We start from the raw sequence: 15,059 nt of genomic DNA on the forward strand, positions 1-15,059 counted from the left end.
AGGTATAACCGTGTCCAAGGCAAAGTTTGAACGTAAGAAGCTCCACATCAACGTTGGGACCATCGGTCACGTTGACCATGGCAAGACGACACTGACCGCAGCACTGACGCGCGTAAGCTCAGAGGTGTTTGGTGGTGAGGCGCGGGCATTCGACCAGATCGACAATGCGCCGGAAGAGCGTGCGCGTGGTATCACGATCGCGACTTCCCACGTTGAGTATGATTCCGAGAAGCGCCACTACGCGCACGTTGACTGTCCCGGCCACGCTGACTATGTGAAGAACATGATCACGGGTGCGGCGCAGATGGACGGCGCGATCCTGGTGGTCTCCGCAGCTGACGGCCCCATGCCGCAGACGCGTGAGCACATCCTGCTGTCTCGTCAGGTCGGCGTACCGTACATTGTTGTGTTCCTGAACAAAGCGGACATGGTCGATGACGAAGAGCTGCTTGAGCTGGTTGAGATGGAAGTGCGTGAGCTGCTGAGCCAGTATGACTTCCCGGGCGACGACACGCCGATCATTACCGGTTCTGCGCTGATGGCGCTGGAAGGCAAAGACGACAATGGCATGGGTACCACTGCGGTCTCCAAGCTGATCGAAGCGCTGGACAGCTACATTCCGGAGCCGGAGCGTGCGGTTGATCAGCCGTTCCTGATGCCGATCGAGGACGTGTTCTCTATCTCTGGTCGCGGTACTGTGGTGACCGGTCGTATCGAGCGCGGCATCATCAACGTCGGTAACGAAGTTGAGATCGTCGGTATCAAGGATACCGTCAAGACGGTATGTACCGGTGTTGAGATGTTCCGTAAGCTGCTGGACGAAGGTCGTGCGGGTGAGAACGTCGGCGTACTGCTGCGTGGCACCAAGCGTGACGATGTTGAGCGTGGTCAGGTACTGGCCAAGCCCGGCACCATTACGCCGCACACCAAGTTCGAGTGTGAAGTTTACGTGTTGAGCAAAGAAGAGGGCGGTCGTCACACGCCGTTCTTCAAAGGTTACCGTCCGCAGTTCTATTTCCGTACCACTGACGTCACTGGCGCTTGCGAGCTGCCGGAAGGGGTGGAAATGGTCATGCCGGGCGATAACGTGAAGCTGGTAACCACTCTGATCGCGCCGATCGCGATGGAAGACGGTCTCCGCTTTGCGATTCGTGAAGGTGGCCGCACCGTAGGTGCAGGCGTCGTTACGAAAATCGTCGAGTAATACCCAGGGTCCCCGGACCCTGAAAAAGGGGCTGCCTGGCAGCCCCTTTTTTGTTCCGCTCGGTCATGTTGTGGCGCGCTTCGGCGCGTGTTGACTTGACTGGGCATTATGCATACAATGCGGCTCCTTTTTTATTGGGGTCGGCTAGGCCTTTCGCTAGCTGCTACAAGCGGAGTTTGGTGCAACATGCAAAGCCAAAAGATCAGAATTCGGCTGAAGGCGTTCGACTACCGCCTGATCGATCAGTCAACGCAGGAAATCGTCGATACGGCGAAGCGGACTGGTGCCCAGGTGCGTGGCCCGATCCCTCTCCCGACGCGGAAAGAACGGTTCACCATACTGACCTCCCCGCACGTCAACAAAGACGCGCGTGATCAGTATGAGATCCGCACTCACAAGCGGATGTTAGACATTATTGAGCCTACTGAAAAAACTGTCGACGCTCTGATGAAGCTCGATTTGGCGGCCGGTGTGGACGTTCAAATCAGCTTGGGTTAAAACGCCTCGGCGTTGAGACCTCTCGGAGTGTAACTGTAGTAGGCCATAGAGGGTTGAAGCCCCGTACACTAAGAGGTGCAAAATGGCAATTGGTATTGTCGGCCGCAAGGCCGGGATGACTCGCGTATACGCTGATGACGGTCAAGCCATTCCCGTCACGGTTATCGAAGTCGACCCAAACCGTATAACGCAGGTCAAAAGTCAAGAACAAGACGGCTATCGTGCCATTCAGGTCACCGTAGGTTCCCGTCGTTCCTCTCGCGTCACTAAAGCCAGCGCCGGACATTTCGCTAAAGCGGGTGTTGAGGCGGGGCGTGGTCTCTGGGAATTCCGTCTGGGCGAAAGCGAAGGCGAAGAGTTCAAGGCAGGCGGTGAAGTCACTGTTTCTGTTTTCGAGGCCGGCCAGATGGTTGACGTCTCCGGGCGCTCCAAGGGTAAAGGTTTTCAGGGCGGTGTTAAGCGCTGGAACTTCGCCATGCAGGATGCCACCCACGGCAACTCTCTTTCCCACCGTGCACCGGGTTCGATTGGTCAGAACCAGACTCCAGGTCGCGTATTTAAAGGCAAGAAAATGGCGGGCCAGATGGGCAACGAGCAGGTGACTGTTCAAAGCCTGGAAGTGGTGCGTGTTGACGCCGAGCGCAACCTGTTGCTGGTCCGGGGCGCTGTCCCTGGCGCTACAGGCGGCGATCTGATCATCAAGCCCGCAGTCAAAGCCTAAGGGGTGTCGTGATGGAATTGACGATTACAGGAAGCGGCAAAGGTATTTCTGTCTCAGATGAGACCTTTGCCAGAGAATTCAACGAGCCCTTGGTTCATCAGGTAGTTACCGCTTACCTCGCTGGGGCGCGTCAGGGTACACGTGCCCAGAAGACCCGCTCGGAAGTTAGCGGTGGCGGAAAGAAGCCATGGCGCCAGAAAGGTACTGGTCGCGCCCGTGCCGGCACTATCCGCAGCCCGCTGTGGCGTAGCGGTGGCGTGACGTTTGCGGCCCGGCCGCAGGATCACAGCCAGAAAGTAAACCGGAAAATGTATCGCGCCGCACTGCGGTCGATCTTTTCTGAGCTGGTTCGCCAGGATCGCCTGGTTGTGCTTGATGAGTTGGTTGTTGATACGCCCAAAACCAAGGCGTTCCTTGGCAAGCTGAACGAGCTCGGACTGAGCAATGCGCTCATAGTGTCCGATGCGGTCGAGCAAAATCTTCATCTGGCTTCACGCAACATTCCCTACATCGATGTTCGTGATGTGGCGGGTGTGGATCCGGTCAGCCTGGTGGGCTACGAAAAAGTTGTCGTAACCGTGCCGGCGCTGAAAAAGATTGAGGAGATGCTGGGATGAATCAGGAACGTATCTATAAGGTTCTGTTGGGGCCGCACATCTCTGAGAAAGCCACCATGGCTTCAGAAAATGGCAGCGTTGTTTTTCGCGTCGCGTCAGATGCTACCAAGCCCGAAATCAAAAAAGCAGTGGAGCAGTTGTTCGACGTGAAAGTTGAGGCTGTCCGGGTGGCTAACCGTAAAGGCAAGCTGAAGCGGACCATGCGCGGTATGGGCAAGCGCAGTGGGCTGCGGAAGGCATACGTGCGTCTGGCTGAAGGTCAGGACATTGACTTTCAGGATGTGGAATAAGGTAAAGGGGTCGTAAAATGTCGATCATGAAAACCAAGCCAACGTCACCCGGACGCCGCCACGCCGTAAAGATCGTTACCCACGATCTTCACAAGGGGCAACCGCACGCGCCGTTGGTTGAGAAGCAGAATAAGTCTGGTGGGCGCAACAATGCTGGCCGTATCACTACGCGTCACATTGGTGGTGGCCACAAGCAGCACTATCGTTTGATTGACTTCAAACGCAACAAAGACGGTATTCCAGCAGTTGTTGAGCGTCTGGAATACGATCCGAATCGGTCCGCGCACATTGCGCTTGTCAAATACGCTGACGGAGAGCGCCGCTATATCATCGCTCCCAAAGGCATGACGGCAGGTGACCCTGTGCGTTCCGGTATCGACGCGCCGATTAAAGTGGGCAGTACGTTGCCGTTGCGCAACATTCCTGTCGGTTCAATTGTTCACTGCGTCGAGCTGAAGCCTGGCAAAGGCGCCCAAATGGTCCGCAGCGCTGGTGCATCCGCACAGCTAGTGGCCCGTGAAGGTTCCTACGCAACCCTGCGGTTGCGGTCAGGTGAAATGCGCAAGGTGTTGTCAGAGTGCCGTGCCACGCTGGGAGAAGTTTCCAACAGTGAGCACAGTCTGCAGCAGCTTGGTAAGGCAGGTGCATCACGTTGGCGCGGAAAGCGTCCAACCGTTCGTGGTGTGGCTATGAACCCAGTTGACCATCCGCACGGTGGTGGTGAAGGGCGTACCTCTGGCGGGCGTCACCCTGTTACTCCTTGGGGTGTTCCGACCAAAGGGCATAAGACTCGAAAGAACAAGCGTACGGATAAAATGATCCTGCGTCGTCGTTCGGCCAAGTAATTGAATTTTAGAGGAAGATGCTGTGCCACGTTCTTTAAAGAAAGGTCCATTCATAGACCTGCATCTGTTGAAGAAAGTCGAAGCAGCTCTGGAAGCCAGCAATCGTCGCCCCATTAAGACCTGGTCGCGACGGTCAACGGTTTTTCCAGAGATGGTAGGCTTGACCATTGCAGTTCACAACGGTCGTCAGCACGTACCCGTGCTTATTACCGAAGACATGGTCGGTCACAAACTGGGCGAGTTTGCAGCAACGAGGACCTATCGGGGTCATTCTGCAGACAAGAAAGCGAAACGCTGATTCTGAGGGGAAAGTATGATGGAAGTAGCGGCTAAGCTTAAGGGCGCTCGCCTCTCTGCTCAGAAAGCACGCCTGGTGGCTGACCAAGTCCGGGGTAAGGCTGTTGAGGACGCTCTTAATATTCTGACGTTCAGCCCGAAAAAGGCGGCGGGGATTATCAAGAAAGCGCTTGATTCGGCCATTGCTAACGCTGAACACAATCAAGGTCTGGATGTGGATGAACTTCGCGTCGCCACGATATGTGTTGACGAGGGGCCCATGCTCAAGCGGATTCGCCCACGTGCCAAGGGGCGCGCTGACCGGATCCTCAAGCGCACGTGCCATATCACCGTCACGGTTGCTGACAAGTAGGAGACGCGCAGATGGGTCATAAAGTACATCCAATTGGTTATCGTCTCGGCGTTATCAAAGAGCACAACTCTGTTTGGTACGCGGACAAGGGTAACTACTCAAAGAACCTGCTCAATGACATCAAGGTTCGTGAATTCCTGAACAAGCGTCTGGAGAGGGCTTCTGTCAGCAAGATTGTGATAGAACGTCCCGCCCAGAACGCGCGCATTACGATTCATACTGCCCGCCCGGGTATCGTTATCGGTAAGAAGGGTGAGGATGTGGATCGCCTGCGTCGCGATGTCAGCGACATCATGGGCGTGCCGGTTCATGTCAATATTGAAGAGATCCGAAAGCCGGACCTTGATGCGCGTTTGGTTGCGCAGAATGTTGCGAACCAGTTGGAGCGTCGGGTGATGTTCCGTCGTGCCATGAAGCGCGCCGTGCAAAACGCGATGCGTCAGGGCGCAAAAGGCATACGGATCCAGGTTGGTGGGCGCCTCGGTGGTGCGGAGATCGCACGTACCGAATGGTATCGGGAAGGGCGTGTTCCTCTTCATACCCTGCGCGCGGATATCGACTATTCAACCTATGAGGCTCATACCACTTACGGTGTTATTGGCGTCAAGGTCTGGATCTTCAAGGGCGAGATTCTGGGCGGTATGGAACAAGTACGTGCCGAGAAGAACGCGTCTCGCAAGAAAGGCACTAAGTAAGGGGCGCTGACATGTTACAACCAAAACGCACCAAGTTTCGCAAGACGATGAAGGGCCGCAACCGCGGTCTTGCGCACCGCGGCAGCAAAGTAAGTTTCGGTGAGTACGGATTGAAAGCCACAAGCCGTGGCCGTATAACTGCCCGCCAGATTGAGGCGGCCCGTCGTACGATGACCCGTAAAATCAAGCGGGGCGGAAAAATCTGGATCCGCATCTTCCCGGACAAGCCCATCACTGGGAAGCCGCTGGAAGTACGGATGGGTAAAGGTAAAGGTTCAGTAGAATACTGGGTCGCGGAAATACAGCCGGGCAAGATGCTTTACGAGATGGAAGGCGTGTCGGAAGAAATCGCACGTGAAGCCTTCTCCCTGGCGGCTTCGAAACTACCCGTTTCGACCACTTTCGTGACTAGGACGGTGATGTGATGAAAGCGACAGAATTACGTGAAAAGCCGGTCGACGAGCTGAATGCTGAGCTCCTCAAGCTCCTCAAGGAGCAGTTCAACCTGAGGATGCGTAAGGCGACAGGCCAGTTGAACCAGAGTCACTTGCTCGGTTCGCTCAAGCGTGACATCGCTCGTGTCAAAACCGTATTGAACGAAAAGGCAGGTGGCTAAGATGACGGAAGTTGCGAAGACTGCCCGAACCATTAGCGGCAAGGTGGTGAGTAACAAGATGGATAAGTCCATTGTTGTGCTCGTTGAGCGACGCGAAAAGCATCCGATCTACGGAAAGTATGTTCGTCGCTCGTCCAAAATTCATGCGCATGACGAAAACAACCAGTGCCAGATTGGGGATGTTGTCACCATTCAGGAAACGCGCCCGGTCTCCAAGACCAAGGCGTGGAAGCTGGTCAACGTCGTTGAGCGTGCCGCGGAAGTTTAACTCGCCCGAACGGTGGGTCTTGTCGTAACGGCAATGGGTTCGGCTGGAGAATAAGCATGATTCAAACTCAAACAATGCTCGAGGTCGCTGATAACAGCGGCGCCCGTCGGGTAATGTGTATAAAGGTTCTCGGCGGGTCTCACCGGCGCTACGCGCGGGTTGGGGACGTAATAAAGGTGACTGTAAAGGAAGCCATTCCCCGAGGTAAGGTCAAAAAGGGCCAGGTCCTGAAGGCGGTTGTGGTACGCACTGCACATGGTGTGCGCCGGTCGGACGGCTCGGTTATTCGCTTCGACGGTAACGCGGCGGTTCTTCTGAACAACCAGGATGCGCCGATCGGTACCCGTATTTTCGGGCCGGTAACGCGTGAATTGCGCAACGAGAAGTTCATGAAGATCATCTCGCTGGCACCTGAAGTACTGTAAGGACAAGAGGCCGGTTATGAAGAAGATTAAACGGGATGACGAGGTCATCGTCATTGCGGGTAAGGACAAGAACAAGCGCGGCAGAGTCGTGCGCGTTCTGGATAATGGCAAGCTAATCGTGTCGGGTATCAACATGATGAAGCGCCACACCCGTCCAAACCCAATGGCAGGCACAGCCGGGGGCATCGTAGAGAAAGAGGCGCCCATCCAGGCATCTAACGTGGCTATTTATAATTCGCAAACCGATAAAGCTGATCGAGTTGGCTTCCAGGTCAAGGAAGACGGCAGCAAGGTGCGGGTTTTCAAGTCCACGAAAGAAGTTGTCGATAACCAGTAAGCGACGGTGGCTACGATGTCTAGCATGAAAGAGCTTTACAAGACACAGGTGCTGCCTGCACTGCGGGATCAGTTCTCCTACGAGAACGTTATGCAGGTACCGCGCATTCAGAAGATCACCCTGAACATGGGTGTAGGCGAATCAGTTGGCGATAAGAAGCAGATTGAGAATGCTGCGTCCAACCTTGAAGACTTGGCGGGTCAAAAGCCCATCATTACCAAGGCTCACAAGTCGGTCGCTGGTTTCAAAATCCGTGAAGGCTGGCCGATTGGCTGCAAGGTAACCCTGCGGGGCGACCGTATGTGGGACTTTTTTGACCGCCTGGTGCATATCGCGATTCCGCGTGTGCGCGATTTCCGCGGCTTGAATCCGAAGTCCTTTGACGGCCGCGGAAACTACAGCATGGGTGTTCGGGAACAGATAATTTTCCCGGAGATCGAGTACGACAAGGTCGACAAGATTCGTGGCCTGGACGTCACGATCACCACTTCGGCGAAATCGGACGAAGAAGGTCGAGCACTGCTGGAAGCTTTCCACTTCCCGTTCAAAAAATAAGGTAAGAGCGTCATGGCAAAAGTTTCCATGAAGAACCGCGAGCTCAAACGCGAAAAAACGGTTGCAAAATACGCAGCCAAGCGCGCTGAGCTCAAGGCGATAGTAAACAACCCGAACATCAGCGAAGAAGAGCGTTGGGATGCCCAAGCGAAGCTGCAGAAGTTGCCTCGCGACGCCAGCCCGGTCCGTCTGCGCAACCGGTGCCAAATGACCGGTCGCCCGCACGGCGTTCTTCGTAAGTTCAAGCTTTCCCGGATCAAGCTCCGCGAAGCCGGGATGCGCGGCGACGTTCCAGGACTGACCAAGTCAAGCTGGTAACAACCGCACTCGTTGGTAAGCGGTGGTCCCAGCCGCTGCACAACTAAAATGATCAGGAGTCTCATACCGATGAGCATGCAAGACACGCTTGCTGATATGTTTACCCGTATCCGCAACGCCCAGATGGCGGAGAAGGCAGTTGTTGCCATGCCTTCGTCAAAGCAGAAAGTGGCAATAGCCCAGGTTCTCCAGGACGAAGGCTATATCCAGGACTTTTCAGTTTCCGGTGACGCGAAACCTGAACTGAGCATCACTCTTCGTTACTTTGAAGGGAAAGCCGTTATCGAGTCGATTAAACGGTTCAGTCGGCCTGGTTTGCGCCAGTATAAATCTTCAGGCGATCTGCCCAAAGTAGCCGAAGGTCTTGGAATCGCCATCGTTTCGACGTCCAAGGGCGTCATGACGGATCGCGCTGCGCGTAAAGCGGGCGTTGGTGGCGAAGTTATCTGCACCGTTTTCTAGGAGTAAATCATGTCCAGGGTTGCCAATAATCCTGTCGTGCTGCCATCCGGTGTCGAGATCAGCCTCAGTGGTCAGGACATCCAGATTAAAGGGAGCAAGGGCTCTCTTAATCATACAGCGCACAGTTCAGTCGAAGTTAAGCAAGAAGACGGTCGGGTACTGTTCGCAGCCCGTGACGGCGCCAAGCAGTCACGTGCTCTAGCGGGAACAACCCGGGCACTGGTCAACAATATGGTGACCGGTGTTCATACTGGCTTTGAACGTAAATTGCAGTTGGTAGGCGTGGGCTATCGTGCCCAGGCGCAGGGTAAGAAGTTGAATCTTACGCTTGGCTTCTCGCACCCGGTTGAGTATGACCTGCCGGAAGGGATTACCGCCGAAACGCCGACCCAAACCGAAGTGGTAATTCGGGGAATCGACAAGCAACAGGTCGGACAGGTCGCCGCGGAAATCCGCGCATTCCGTCCGCCCGAGCCATACAAGGGCAAGGGTGTACGTTATGCGGACGAGATGGTGCGTCGTAAAGAGGCTAAGAAGAAGTAAGGCATGACTATGAGCGCGAAGAAAGAATCAAGACTGCGTCGCGCACGGAAGGTGCGTGTCAAGATCCGGGATCTCGGCACGACTCGTCTCTGTGTGCATCGTACGCCAAGACATATGTACGCCCAGATCACAACTGCCGACGGCAGCAAGGTGCTAGCAGCCGCATCCACTTTGGATAAGGAGTTGCGCCAAGACGCCACAGGTAATGTTGACGCGGCTAAGAAGGTCGGTCAGTTAATTGCTGACCGGGCCAAAAAAGCGGGAGTTGAGCAGGTTGCCTTCGACCGTTCGGGATTCCGCTACCATGGCCGCGTCAAGGCACTCGCTGACGCTGCTCGTGAAGCTGGCCTGCAGTTCTAGGAGATAAAAGATGAGCGTTAAAGATCAGAATGCGTCTGACCTCCAGGAAAAGCTGGTACAGGTTAATCGGGTCGCAAAAGTCGTAAAAGGTGGCCGTATTTTCGCTTTCACGGCATTGACTGTGGTGGGTGATGGTAAGGGTCGCGTCGGGTTTGGTCGCGGTAAGGCCCGCGAAGTGCCGGTTGCTATCCAGAAAGCTATGGAAGCGGCCCGTAAAAACATGGTTGATGTGGCATTGAAGGGCAATACCCTTCAGTATCCGGTTCGTGCCCGCCATGGTGCCTCCAAGGTTTATCTTCAGCCCGCCTCCGAAGGTACGGGTGTTATCGCCGGGGGTGCGATGCGCGCGGTGCTTGAAGTGGCTGGGGTACACAATGTGCTTTCCAAGTGCTACGGCTCTACCAACCCCGTAAACGTCGTGCGGGCTACGATTGAAGGTCTGAAGGCGATGAAGTCGCCTGATGATATCGCGGCCAAGCGTGGCCTGAACTTGGAACAAATACTGGATTGATGTCATGGCTAACGCAAAGACGCTGACGGTTACCCTGGTTCGCAGCCCCATTGGCCGCCACGCCAACCATAAGAGTTGTGTCCGTGGACTGGGTCTGCGCCGCCTTCACCATTCCGTCGAGGTTGAAGACACGCCCGCGGTTCGTGGAATGATCAACCGTGTAAGTTACATGGTACGGGTAGAGGATAAGTAATATGGAACTCAACAACCTGCACCCCGGACCTGGAGCCAAAACCGCCGCCAAGCGCGTCGGACGTGGCATCGGTAGCGGACTGGGCAAGACCGCGGGCCGGGGCCATAAAGGTCTTAAAGCCCGCTCAGGTGGCTCAGTTGCACCTGGTTTCGAAGGCGGGCAGCAGCCCTTGCAACGGCGGTTGCCGAAGTTTGGCTTCACGTCTGCTGCACAGCGCTGGGTCGCCGAGATTCGCCTCCAGGAACTGGACAAGGTCGAAGGCGATGTTGTCGACCTTCAGGCACTGAAGAACGCGGATATCATTCGCGACGAAATACGGGTTGCCAAAGTGATTTTCTCTGGAGAAGTCACCCGCGCGCTGACCGTAAAAGGCGTAAAGGTTACCAAAGGTGCACGGGCAGCAATTGAAGCCGCAGGTGGAAAAGTCGAGGACTAAATGGCCAAGACCGCATCACTACCAACGGGTATGGGTAAGGGCTTCTCAGAGCTGCGTTCGCGGCTCTGGTTCGTTCTTATTGCACTGCTCGTCTATCGGGTAGGGGCTCACTTGCCAGTGCCGGGTATCAACCCGGATCGCTTGGCGGCGCTATTTGAGCAGAATCAGGGCACGATACTCAGTCTGTTCAACATGTTCTCCGGGGGTGCCCTAGAGCGCATGAGTATCTTTGCACTGGGGATAATGCCGTATATTTCTGCGGCTATTATCATGCAGTTGCTGACCGTCGTGAGCCCGCATCTGGAGCAGTTGAAAAAAGAAGGTGAGGCTGGTCGCAAGGCTATTAGTCAGTACACACGGTACGGTACCGTGCTGCTCGCGCTGGTACAGGGCACGGGTATTTCCGTGGGCCTGGCCTCACAGGGCGTTACTTTCAATACCAGCTTCAGTTTTTACTTCACTGCGGTGGTTACGTTCACCTCGGGCGCGGTATTCCTGATGTGGCTCGGTGAGCAGATTACTGAGCGCGGTATTGGTAACGGCATCTCGCTGTTGATCTTTGCTGGTATTGTGGCTGGTCTTCCTGGGGCCGTCGGGCAAACGCTTGAACAGGCCCGTAGTGGTGAGATGAGTGTGCTTTACGTTCTAGGCCTGATCGTTCTCGCCATCGCCCTGGTAGGTTTCATAGTTTTTGTCGAGCGTGGCCAGCGCCGCCTCACGATAAACTATGCCAAGCGGCAGCAAGGCAAGCGCGTGTATGCGCAGCAGTCTAGCCACTTGCCTCTGAAGGTAAATATGGCCGGGGTAATTCCGCCCATTTTTGCCTCATCGATTCTGTTGTTTCCGGCGTCGCTGGGCCAGTGGTTCGGGCAGGGTGAAGGTATGGAGTGGCTGAGCGACGTATCTCAGGCATTGGGGCCAAATCAGCCATTGTATATTCTGTTATTTGCAGCGGCTGTGGTGTTCTTTTGCTTCTTCTATACGGCGCTGATGTATAACCCGAAAGAGGTTGCTGACAATCTGAAGAAGTCAGGCGCCTTTATCCCGGGGATTCGACCGGGAGAGCAGACGGCGAAGTATATCGATGGCGTCCTTACCCGGCTCACAATCTTCGGCGCGATCTATATTGCCGCTGTGTCGCTGGTGCCGCAGTTCCTGATCGTTGCGGGTAACGTTCCCTTCTATCTGGGTGGTACTTCGCTGTTGATCGTGGTGGTTGTAGTCATGGATTTCATGGCGCAGGTGCAGTCCCACCTGATGTCCCATCAGTATGAATCGCTGATGAAGAAGTCGAATCTTAAAGGGTATGGACGGAGCGGTATGCTCCGCTGAACGATTTGGAGTAAATGATGAAAGTGCGTGCATCGGTAAAAAAGATCTGCCGTAACTGCAAAATAATTCGTCGCAATGGCTCGGTTCGAGTCATCTGCACCGAGCCTCGCCACAAGCAGCGCCAGGGTTAATCTTAACCTGGCCTCGGGGTAACAGATGATAGGGCTTGATCTTTCCAGGGTCTGGCGCTATCATTGCGCGCCCTTTTTGTTGCGATAAACACACAGCAAAGTTTCAATGCGGAGTGAGATGAATGGCACGTATAGCCGGTGTCAATATTCCCGACAATAAGCACGCTGTTATCTCTCTTACCTATATATTTGGGGTAGGACGGACAGCTGCCAAGAAGCTTTGTGACGTTACCGGCATTCAGCCGGATGCCAAAGTCAAGGATCTGAACGACGAGCAGCTGGACAGTCTGCGCTCAGAAGTCAGCAAGTTGACTGTAGAAGGCGATCTTCGTCGCGAAGTACAAATGAACATCAAACGTTTGAAGGACCTCGGTGCTTTCCGCGGCCTTCGTCACCGTCACGGGCTTCCGCTTCGTGGTCAGCGGACGAAGACCAATGCGCGAACCCGTAAAGGTCCTCGCAAACCGATTCGTAAGTAACAGGTAGGAAAACATGGCAAAGCCAGGTACACGTACCCGTAAAAAGGTGAAAAAGACGGTTGTTGACGGGGTTGCCCACGTGCACGCCTCTTTCAACAATACGATCGTGACCATCGCTGATCGTCAGGGCAATGTATTGTCTTGGGCAACTTCAGGTGGTTCCGGTTTCCGTGGGTCTCGTAAGAGCACACCTTTTGCTGCGCAGGTAGCAGCTGAAAGAGCCGGTAATGCGGCTGCTGAATACGGCTTAAAAAACCTGGATGTTCTGGTTAAGGGCCCTGGGCCCGGACGTGAGTCTGCTGTACGGGCGCTTAACGCCTGCGGCTACAAGATCACGAACATCACCGATGTGACGCCGATTCCGCATAACGGCTGTCGTCCCCCCAAGAAGCGTCGCGTTTAAAGGAGACAGTTATTTATGGCACGTTACATTGGTCCAAAATGTAAGCTGTCTCGCCGCGAAGGGACAGATCTTTTTCTTAAAAGTGGTGTTCGCGCTCTCGATAGCAAATGTAACCTGGAAACACCTCCAGGTATGCACGGGGCACGTCGTTCGCGACTGTCCGACTACGGCACACAGTTGCGCGAGAAGCAGAAAGTTCGTCGCATGTACGGCATTCTCGAAAAACAGTTCCGTGGCTATTACAAAGAGGCTGCCCGTCGCAAGGGTGCCACTGGTGAGAACCTGCTGCAGTTGCTGGAAAGTCGTCTGGACAATGTGGTCTACCGCATGGGCTTTGGTTCAACCCGCGCCGAAGCCCGTCAGTTGGTTTCACACAAGGCAATTCTGGTAAACGAGAAGAGTGTCAATATCGCTTCTTATCAGGTGTCCCCGGGTGATGTCGTCAGTGTTCGCGAAAAAGCCCGTAATCAGTTGCGCGTTAAAGGTGCGCTGGATATTTCTGGCAATCGCGCCCCCATCGAGTGGATCGACGTCGATTCTGGCAAGATGAGCGGTACTTTCAAGGCAGCGCCTGAGCGTGCTGAGCTGTCGTCAGATATCAACGAGAACCTCATTGTCGAGCTTTACTCCAAGTAAGGCATGAACAGAAACGATATCAGATAGGGGCGTCTATGCAGCGTTCAGTGAATGAATTCTTGACTCCTCGTAACATCGAAGTACAGGAAATCAGCAAGACCCACGCTAAAGTAACGCTGGACCCCCTGGAAAGGGGTTTCGGCCACACGCTTGGCAGTGCGCTTCGCAGGATTTTGCTGTCGTCGATGCCCGGGGCAGCAGTTACTGAAGTACATATTGACGGTGTGCTTCATGAGTACAGTGCCATTGAAGGCGTGCAGGAAGATGTTATTGAGATACTTCTCAACCTCAAAGGGTTGGCTGTTAAGCTCAATAATCGCGATGAAGCGGAACTGACGCTCTCCAAGAAAGGTGAGGGCGCGGTGACTGCCGGTGACATTCAGGGTGACCACGATGTTGAGATTGTGAATCCCGAGCACGTCATCTGTAATCTGAGTCAATCCGGTTCGATCGACATGCGTCTCCGCATTGCCCGCGGTCGGGGTTATGAAGCGTCTGATCAACGCGGCATGGGTGAAGATGAAACCCGTGCGATCGGCAAACTCCAGCTTGACGCGACCTTCAGCCCTGTCCGCAGAGTCTCGTATGCGGTGGAGAGCGCGCGGGTAGAGCAGCGCACTGACCTCGACAAGCTGGTGATCGACCTCGAAACCAACGGCACTATCGACCCGGAAGAAGCAATCCGCCGGGCCGCAACGATTCTTCAGCAGCAGTTGGCTGTATTCGTTGATTTTGATCATGAAAAAGAGCCCGAGCGTGTAGAGCAGGAAGAGGAAGTTGATCCTATTCTGCTTCGCCCGGTCGATGATCTGGAGCTGACGGTCCGCTCGGCGAACTGCCTGAAGGCGGAGAACATTTACTATATCGGCGATCTTATCCAACGCACTGAGGTCGAGTTGCTCAAGACTCCAAACCTCGGGAAGAAGTCTCTGACGGAGATCAAGGACGTACTTGCGTCCCGCGGTCTCTCCTTGGGGATGCGTCTGGAAAACTGGCCGCCGGCGAGCCTTCGAGGCGACGATCGAGTACTGGGCGGTTAAGCCCAGGATTCGTATCGCGGTCGCTGGAACGGATTAAGTAAGGAATCTGAGTAATGCGTCATCGTAAGAGTGGTCGTAAGTTTGGTCGTACCAGTGCGCATCGCACGTCTATGTTTCGCAACATGACTGCGTCGCTGGTCGAACATGAGCTGATCAAGACAACCCTGCCTAAGGCTAAAGAGTTGCGTCGTGTCGCAGAGCCGCTGATCACGCTCGCAAAGAAGGACTCGGTTGCCAATCGGCGCCTCGCCTTTGCGCGTCTTCGTGATAAGGATGCGGTCAGCAAGCTCTTCAACGAGCTCGGCCCCCGCTACGAAGCGCGCCCTGGCGGCTACCTGCGGGTTCTGAAGTGCGGGCTGCGCGCTGGTGATAGTGCGCCTATGGCCTACGTTGAACTGGTGGGTCGGCCGATCGCCGAGGCAGTAGAGATTGACGACGACGAAGAATAGCTCTTCGAAGTTGTCGTGAAAAAGCCGGGGCTAGATGCTCCGGCTT

Annotated in this window: 29 protein-coding genes; all 29 read left to right on the forward strand. The window is 54.9% G+C overall.

Features of this window, described 5'->3' with window-relative positions; all coding sequences use genetic code 11:
- The first annotated feature begins 10 nt into the window (after positions 1-10).
- The 29 genes from tuf to rplQ all read left to right on the forward strand — a co-directional run bounded on the left by tuf (position 11) and on the right by rplQ (position 15,013).
- Complete coding sequence (tuf, locus tag soil367_RS02785) at positions 11-1,204, forward strand: elongation factor Tu (RefSeq protein ID WP_136546657.1); 1,194 nt, start codon at positions 11-13, stop codon at positions 1,202-1,204.
- A 186-nt stretch (positions 1,205-1,390) separates the two neighbouring features.
- Complete coding sequence (gene rpsJ / locus soil367_RS02790; RefSeq protein WP_136546680.1) at positions 1,391-1,702, forward strand: 30S ribosomal protein S10; 312 nt, start codon at positions 1,391-1,393, stop codon at positions 1,700-1,702.
- 82 nt (positions 1,703-1,784) lie between these two features.
- Complete coding sequence (gene rplC, locus soil367_RS02795) at positions 1,785-2,423, forward strand: 50S ribosomal protein L3 (protein ID WP_136546682.1); 639 nt, start codon at positions 1,785-1,787, stop codon at positions 2,421-2,423.
- A gap of 11 nt (positions 2,424-2,434) precedes the next feature.
- On the forward strand, positions 2,435-3,040 hold the full coding sequence (gene rplD, locus soil367_RS02800; protein ID WP_136546684.1) for a 50S ribosomal protein L4: 606 nt from the start codon (positions 2,435-2,437) through the stop codon (positions 3,038-3,040).
- Entirely contained in the window at positions 3,037-3,330 is a 294-nt protein-coding gene (gene rplW / locus soil367_RS02805) for a 50S ribosomal protein L23 (RefSeq protein WP_136546686.1), read from the forward strand. Before rplD ends, rplW begins: the two co-directional genes overlap by 4 nt.
- A 17-nt stretch (positions 3,331-3,347) precedes the next feature.
- On the forward strand, positions 3,348-4,175 hold the full coding sequence (rplB, locus tag soil367_RS02810; protein WP_136546688.1) for a 50S ribosomal protein L2: 828 nt from the start codon (positions 3,348-3,350) through the stop codon (positions 4,173-4,175).
- A gap of 22 nt (positions 4,176-4,197) precedes the next feature.
- Positions 4,198-4,473 (forward strand): 30S ribosomal protein S19, encoded by a 276-nt coding sequence (rpsS, locus tag soil367_RS02815; RefSeq protein WP_136546690.1) that lies wholly within the window; start codon positions 4,198-4,200, stop codon positions 4,471-4,473.
- A gap of 18 nt (positions 4,474-4,491) precedes the next feature.
- Positions 4,492-4,824, forward strand: a complete 333-nt coding sequence (gene rplV, locus soil367_RS02820; protein WP_136550486.1) for a 50S ribosomal protein L22 — start codon at positions 4,492-4,494, stop codon at positions 4,822-4,824.
- 11 nt (positions 4,825-4,835) lie between these two features.
- Positions 4,836-5,519, forward strand: a complete 684-nt coding sequence (gene rpsC / locus soil367_RS02825; protein WP_136546692.1) for a 30S ribosomal protein S3 — start codon at positions 4,836-4,838, stop codon at positions 5,517-5,519.
- Positions 5,520-5,530: 11 nt separating this feature from the next.
- On the forward strand, positions 5,531-5,944 hold the full coding sequence (gene rplP, locus soil367_RS02830) for a 50S ribosomal protein L16 (RefSeq protein ID WP_136546693.1): 414 nt from the start codon (positions 5,531-5,533) through the stop codon (positions 5,942-5,944).
- Positions 5,944-6,135 carry a 50S ribosomal protein L29 gene (gene rpmC / locus soil367_RS02835; RefSeq protein WP_136546695.1) on the forward strand — a complete coding sequence of 64 codons (192 nt, stop codon included), beginning with the start codon at positions 5,944-5,946 and terminating at the stop codon, positions 6,133-6,135. Before rplP ends, rpmC begins: the two co-directional genes overlap by 1 nt.
- Position 6,136: 1 nt before the next feature.
- On the forward strand, positions 6,137-6,403 hold the full coding sequence (gene rpsQ, locus soil367_RS02840) for a 30S ribosomal protein S17 (RefSeq protein WP_136546697.1): 267 nt from the start codon (positions 6,137-6,139) through the stop codon (positions 6,401-6,403).
- A 56-nt stretch (positions 6,404-6,459) separates the two neighbouring features.
- On the forward strand, positions 6,460-6,828 hold the full coding sequence (gene rplN, locus soil367_RS02845; protein ID WP_136546698.1) for a 50S ribosomal protein L14: 369 nt from the start codon (positions 6,460-6,462) through the stop codon (positions 6,826-6,828).
- Positions 6,829-6,844: 16 nt separating this feature from the next.
- The gene (gene rplX, locus soil367_RS02850; RefSeq protein ID WP_136546700.1) at positions 6,845-7,165 is read left to right on the forward strand and encodes a 50S ribosomal protein L24; all 321 of its coding nucleotides are present in this window, start codon (positions 6,845-6,847) and stop codon (positions 7,163-7,165) included.
- A gap of 24 nt (positions 7,166-7,189) precedes the next feature.
- Positions 7,190-7,720: a 50S ribosomal protein L5 gene (gene rplE, locus soil367_RS02855; RefSeq protein ID WP_425459973.1), complete on the forward strand. Its 531-nt coding sequence runs from the start codon at positions 7,190-7,192 to the stop codon at positions 7,718-7,720.
- Between the two features lie 12 nt (positions 7,721-7,732).
- Positions 7,733-8,038, forward strand: coding sequence for a 30S ribosomal protein S14 (gene rpsN, locus soil367_RS02860; RefSeq protein WP_136546704.1), 306 nt, complete (start codon positions 7,733-7,735; stop codon positions 8,036-8,038).
- A gap of 69 nt (positions 8,039-8,107) precedes the next feature.
- Positions 8,108-8,500, forward strand: coding sequence for a 30S ribosomal protein S8 (gene rpsH, locus soil367_RS02865; protein WP_136546706.1), 393 nt, complete (start codon positions 8,108-8,110; stop codon positions 8,498-8,500).
- Between the two features lie 9 nt (positions 8,501-8,509).
- The gene (gene rplF / locus soil367_RS02870) at positions 8,510-9,043 is read left to right on the forward strand and encodes a 50S ribosomal protein L6 (protein WP_136546708.1); all 534 of its coding nucleotides are present in this window, start codon (positions 8,510-8,512) and stop codon (positions 9,041-9,043) included.
- 9 nt (positions 9,044-9,052) lie between these two features.
- Positions 9,053-9,403, forward strand: a complete 351-nt coding sequence (gene rplR / locus soil367_RS02875; RefSeq protein ID WP_136550487.1) for a 50S ribosomal protein L18 — start codon at positions 9,053-9,055, stop codon at positions 9,401-9,403.
- Between the two features lie 10 nt (positions 9,404-9,413).
- Positions 9,414-9,914 (forward strand): 30S ribosomal protein S5, encoded by a 501-nt coding sequence (rpsE, locus tag soil367_RS02880; RefSeq protein ID WP_136546711.1) that lies wholly within the window; start codon positions 9,414-9,416, stop codon positions 9,912-9,914.
- Positions 9,915-9,918: 4 nt separating this feature from the next.
- Positions 9,919-10,107 (forward strand): 50S ribosomal protein L30, encoded by a 189-nt coding sequence (gene rpmD, locus soil367_RS02885; protein WP_136546713.1) that lies wholly within the window; start codon positions 9,919-9,921, stop codon positions 10,105-10,107.
- A 1-nt stretch (position 10,108) separates the two neighbouring features.
- Positions 10,109-10,543 (forward strand): 50S ribosomal protein L15, encoded by a 435-nt coding sequence (gene rplO / locus soil367_RS02890; protein WP_136546715.1) that lies wholly within the window; start codon positions 10,109-10,111, stop codon positions 10,541-10,543.
- Positions 10,544-11,875: a preprotein translocase subunit SecY gene (gene secY / locus soil367_RS02895; RefSeq protein ID WP_136546717.1), complete on the forward strand. Its 1,332-nt coding sequence runs from the start codon at positions 10,544-10,546 to the stop codon at positions 11,873-11,875.
- 17 nt (positions 11,876-11,892) lie between these two features.
- Positions 11,893-12,006 carry a 50S ribosomal protein L36 gene (gene rpmJ / locus soil367_RS02900; protein ID WP_136550488.1) on the forward strand — a complete coding sequence of 38 codons (114 nt, stop codon included), beginning with the start codon at positions 11,893-11,895 and terminating at the stop codon, positions 12,004-12,006.
- A 122-nt stretch (positions 12,007-12,128) separates the two neighbouring features.
- Entirely contained in the window at positions 12,129-12,485 is a 357-nt protein-coding gene (rpsM, locus tag soil367_RS02905) for a 30S ribosomal protein S13 (protein ID WP_136546719.1), read from the forward strand.
- Between the two features lie 13 nt (positions 12,486-12,498).
- A complete protein-coding gene (gene rpsK, locus soil367_RS02910; protein ID WP_136546721.1) occupies positions 12,499-12,888 on the forward strand; it encodes a 30S ribosomal protein S11 in 390 nt (129 codons plus the stop codon).
- A 15-nt stretch (positions 12,889-12,903) separates the two neighbouring features.
- Positions 12,904-13,524, forward strand: coding sequence for a 30S ribosomal protein S4 (gene rpsD, locus soil367_RS02915; protein ID WP_136546723.1), 621 nt, complete (start codon positions 12,904-12,906; stop codon positions 13,522-13,524).
- A gap of 35 nt (positions 13,525-13,559) precedes the next feature.
- A complete protein-coding gene (locus soil367_RS02920; RefSeq protein WP_136546725.1) occupies positions 13,560-14,564 on the forward strand; it encodes a DNA-directed RNA polymerase subunit alpha in 1,005 nt (334 codons plus the stop codon).
- A 53-nt stretch (positions 14,565-14,617) separates the two neighbouring features.
- Positions 14,618-15,013: a 50S ribosomal protein L17 gene (gene rplQ, locus soil367_RS02925; RefSeq protein ID WP_136546727.1), complete on the forward strand. Its 396-nt coding sequence runs from the start codon at positions 14,618-14,620 to the stop codon at positions 15,011-15,013.
- The last annotated feature ends 46 nt before the right edge of the window (positions 15,014-15,059 follow it).

It is taken from the genome of Hydrocarboniclastica marina, assembly GCF_004851605.1.
Classification (GTDB): domain Bacteria; phylum Pseudomonadota; class Gammaproteobacteria; order Pseudomonadales; family Oleiphilaceae; genus Hydrocarboniclastica; species Hydrocarboniclastica marina.

What these genes read in the sequence shown, in the direction of transcription:
- rpsE (WP_136546711.1), top strand. Translation starts at nt 9,414, where the DNA reads ATGAGCGTTAAAGATCAGAATGCGTCTGACCTCCAGGAAAAGCTGGTA.
- secY (WP_136546717.1), top strand. Translation starts at nt 10,544, where the DNA reads ATGGCCAAGACCGCATCACTACCAACGGGTATGGGTAAGGGCTTCTCA.
- rpsK (WP_136546721.1), top strand. Translation starts at nt 12,499, where the DNA reads ATGGCAAAGCCAGGTACACGTACCCGTAAAAAGGTGAAAAAGACGGTT.
- rpsC (WP_136546692.1), top strand. Translation starts at nt 4,836, where the DNA reads ATGGGTCATAAAGTACATCCAATTGGTTATCGTCTCGGCGTTATCAAA.
- rplQ (WP_136546727.1), top strand. Translation starts at nt 14,618, where the DNA reads ATGCGTCATCGTAAGAGTGGTCGTAAGTTTGGTCGTACCAGTGCGCAT.
- rpsN (WP_136546704.1), top strand. Translation starts at nt 7,733, where the DNA reads ATGGCAAAAGTTTCCATGAAGAACCGCGAGCTCAAACGCGAAAAAACG.
- rpsM (WP_136546719.1), top strand. Translation starts at nt 12,129, where the DNA reads ATGGCACGTATAGCCGGTGTCAATATTCCCGACAATAAGCACGCTGTT.
- rplX (WP_136546700.1), top strand. Translation starts at nt 6,845, where the DNA reads ATGAAGAAGATTAAACGGGATGACGAGGTCATCGTCATTGCGGGTAAG.
- rpmD (WP_136546713.1), top strand. Translation starts at nt 9,919, where the DNA reads ATGGCTAACGCAAAGACGCTGACGGTTACCCTGGTTCGCAGCCCCATT.
- rpmC (WP_136546695.1), top strand. Translation starts at nt 5,944, where the DNA reads ATGAAAGCGACAGAATTACGTGAAAAGCCGGTCGACGAGCTGAATGCT.
- rplF (WP_136546708.1), top strand. Translation starts at nt 8,510, where the DNA reads ATGTCCAGGGTTGCCAATAATCCTGTCGTGCTGCCATCCGGTGTCGAG.
- rplB (WP_136546688.1), top strand. Translation starts at nt 3,348, where the DNA reads ATGTCGATCATGAAAACCAAGCCAACGTCACCCGGACGCCGCCACGCC.
- rplO (WP_136546715.1), top strand. Translation starts at nt 10,109, where the DNA reads ATGGAACTCAACAACCTGCACCCCGGACCTGGAGCCAAAACCGCCGCC.
- rplW (WP_136546686.1), top strand. Translation starts at nt 3,037, where the DNA reads ATGAATCAGGAACGTATCTATAAGGTTCTGTTGGGGCCGCACATCTCT.
- rpsH (WP_136546706.1), top strand. Translation starts at nt 8,108, where the DNA reads ATGAGCATGCAAGACACGCTTGCTGATATGTTTACCCGTATCCGCAAC.
- rplC (WP_136546682.1), top strand. Translation starts at nt 1,785, where the DNA reads ATGGCAATTGGTATTGTCGGCCGCAAGGCCGGGATGACTCGCGTATAC.
- rplN (WP_136546698.1), top strand. Translation starts at nt 6,460, where the DNA reads ATGATTCAAACTCAAACAATGCTCGAGGTCGCTGATAACAGCGGCGCC.
- rpmJ (WP_136550488.1), top strand. Translation starts at nt 11,893, where the DNA reads ATGAAAGTGCGTGCATCGGTAAAAAAGATCTGCCGTAACTGCAAAATA.
- rplE (WP_425459973.1), top strand. Translation starts at nt 7,190, where the DNA reads ATGAAAGAGCTTTACAAGACACAGGTGCTGCCTGCACTGCGGGATCAG.
- rplV (WP_136550486.1), top strand. Translation starts at nt 4,492, where the DNA reads ATGGAAGTAGCGGCTAAGCTTAAGGGCGCTCGCCTCTCTGCTCAGAAA.
- rpsQ (WP_136546697.1), top strand. Translation starts at nt 6,137, where the DNA reads ATGACGGAAGTTGCGAAGACTGCCCGAACCATTAGCGGCAAGGTGGTG.
- rpsJ (WP_136546680.1), top strand. Translation starts at nt 1,391, where the DNA reads ATGCAAAGCCAAAAGATCAGAATTCGGCTGAAGGCGTTCGACTACCGC.
- rplP (WP_136546693.1), top strand. Translation starts at nt 5,531, where the DNA reads ATGTTACAACCAAAACGCACCAAGTTTCGCAAGACGATGAAGGGCCGC.
- rpsD (WP_136546723.1), top strand. Translation starts at nt 12,904, where the DNA reads ATGGCACGTTACATTGGTCCAAAATGTAAGCTGTCTCGCCGCGAAGGG.
- soil367_RS02920 (WP_136546725.1), top strand. Translation starts at nt 13,560, where the DNA reads ATGCAGCGTTCAGTGAATGAATTCTTGACTCCTCGTAACATCGAAGTA.
- rplD (WP_136546684.1), top strand. Translation starts at nt 2,435, where the DNA reads ATGGAATTGACGATTACAGGAAGCGGCAAAGGTATTTCTGTCTCAGAT.
- rplR (WP_136550487.1), top strand. Translation starts at nt 9,053, where the DNA reads ATGAGCGCGAAGAAAGAATCAAGACTGCGTCGCGCACGGAAGGTGCGT.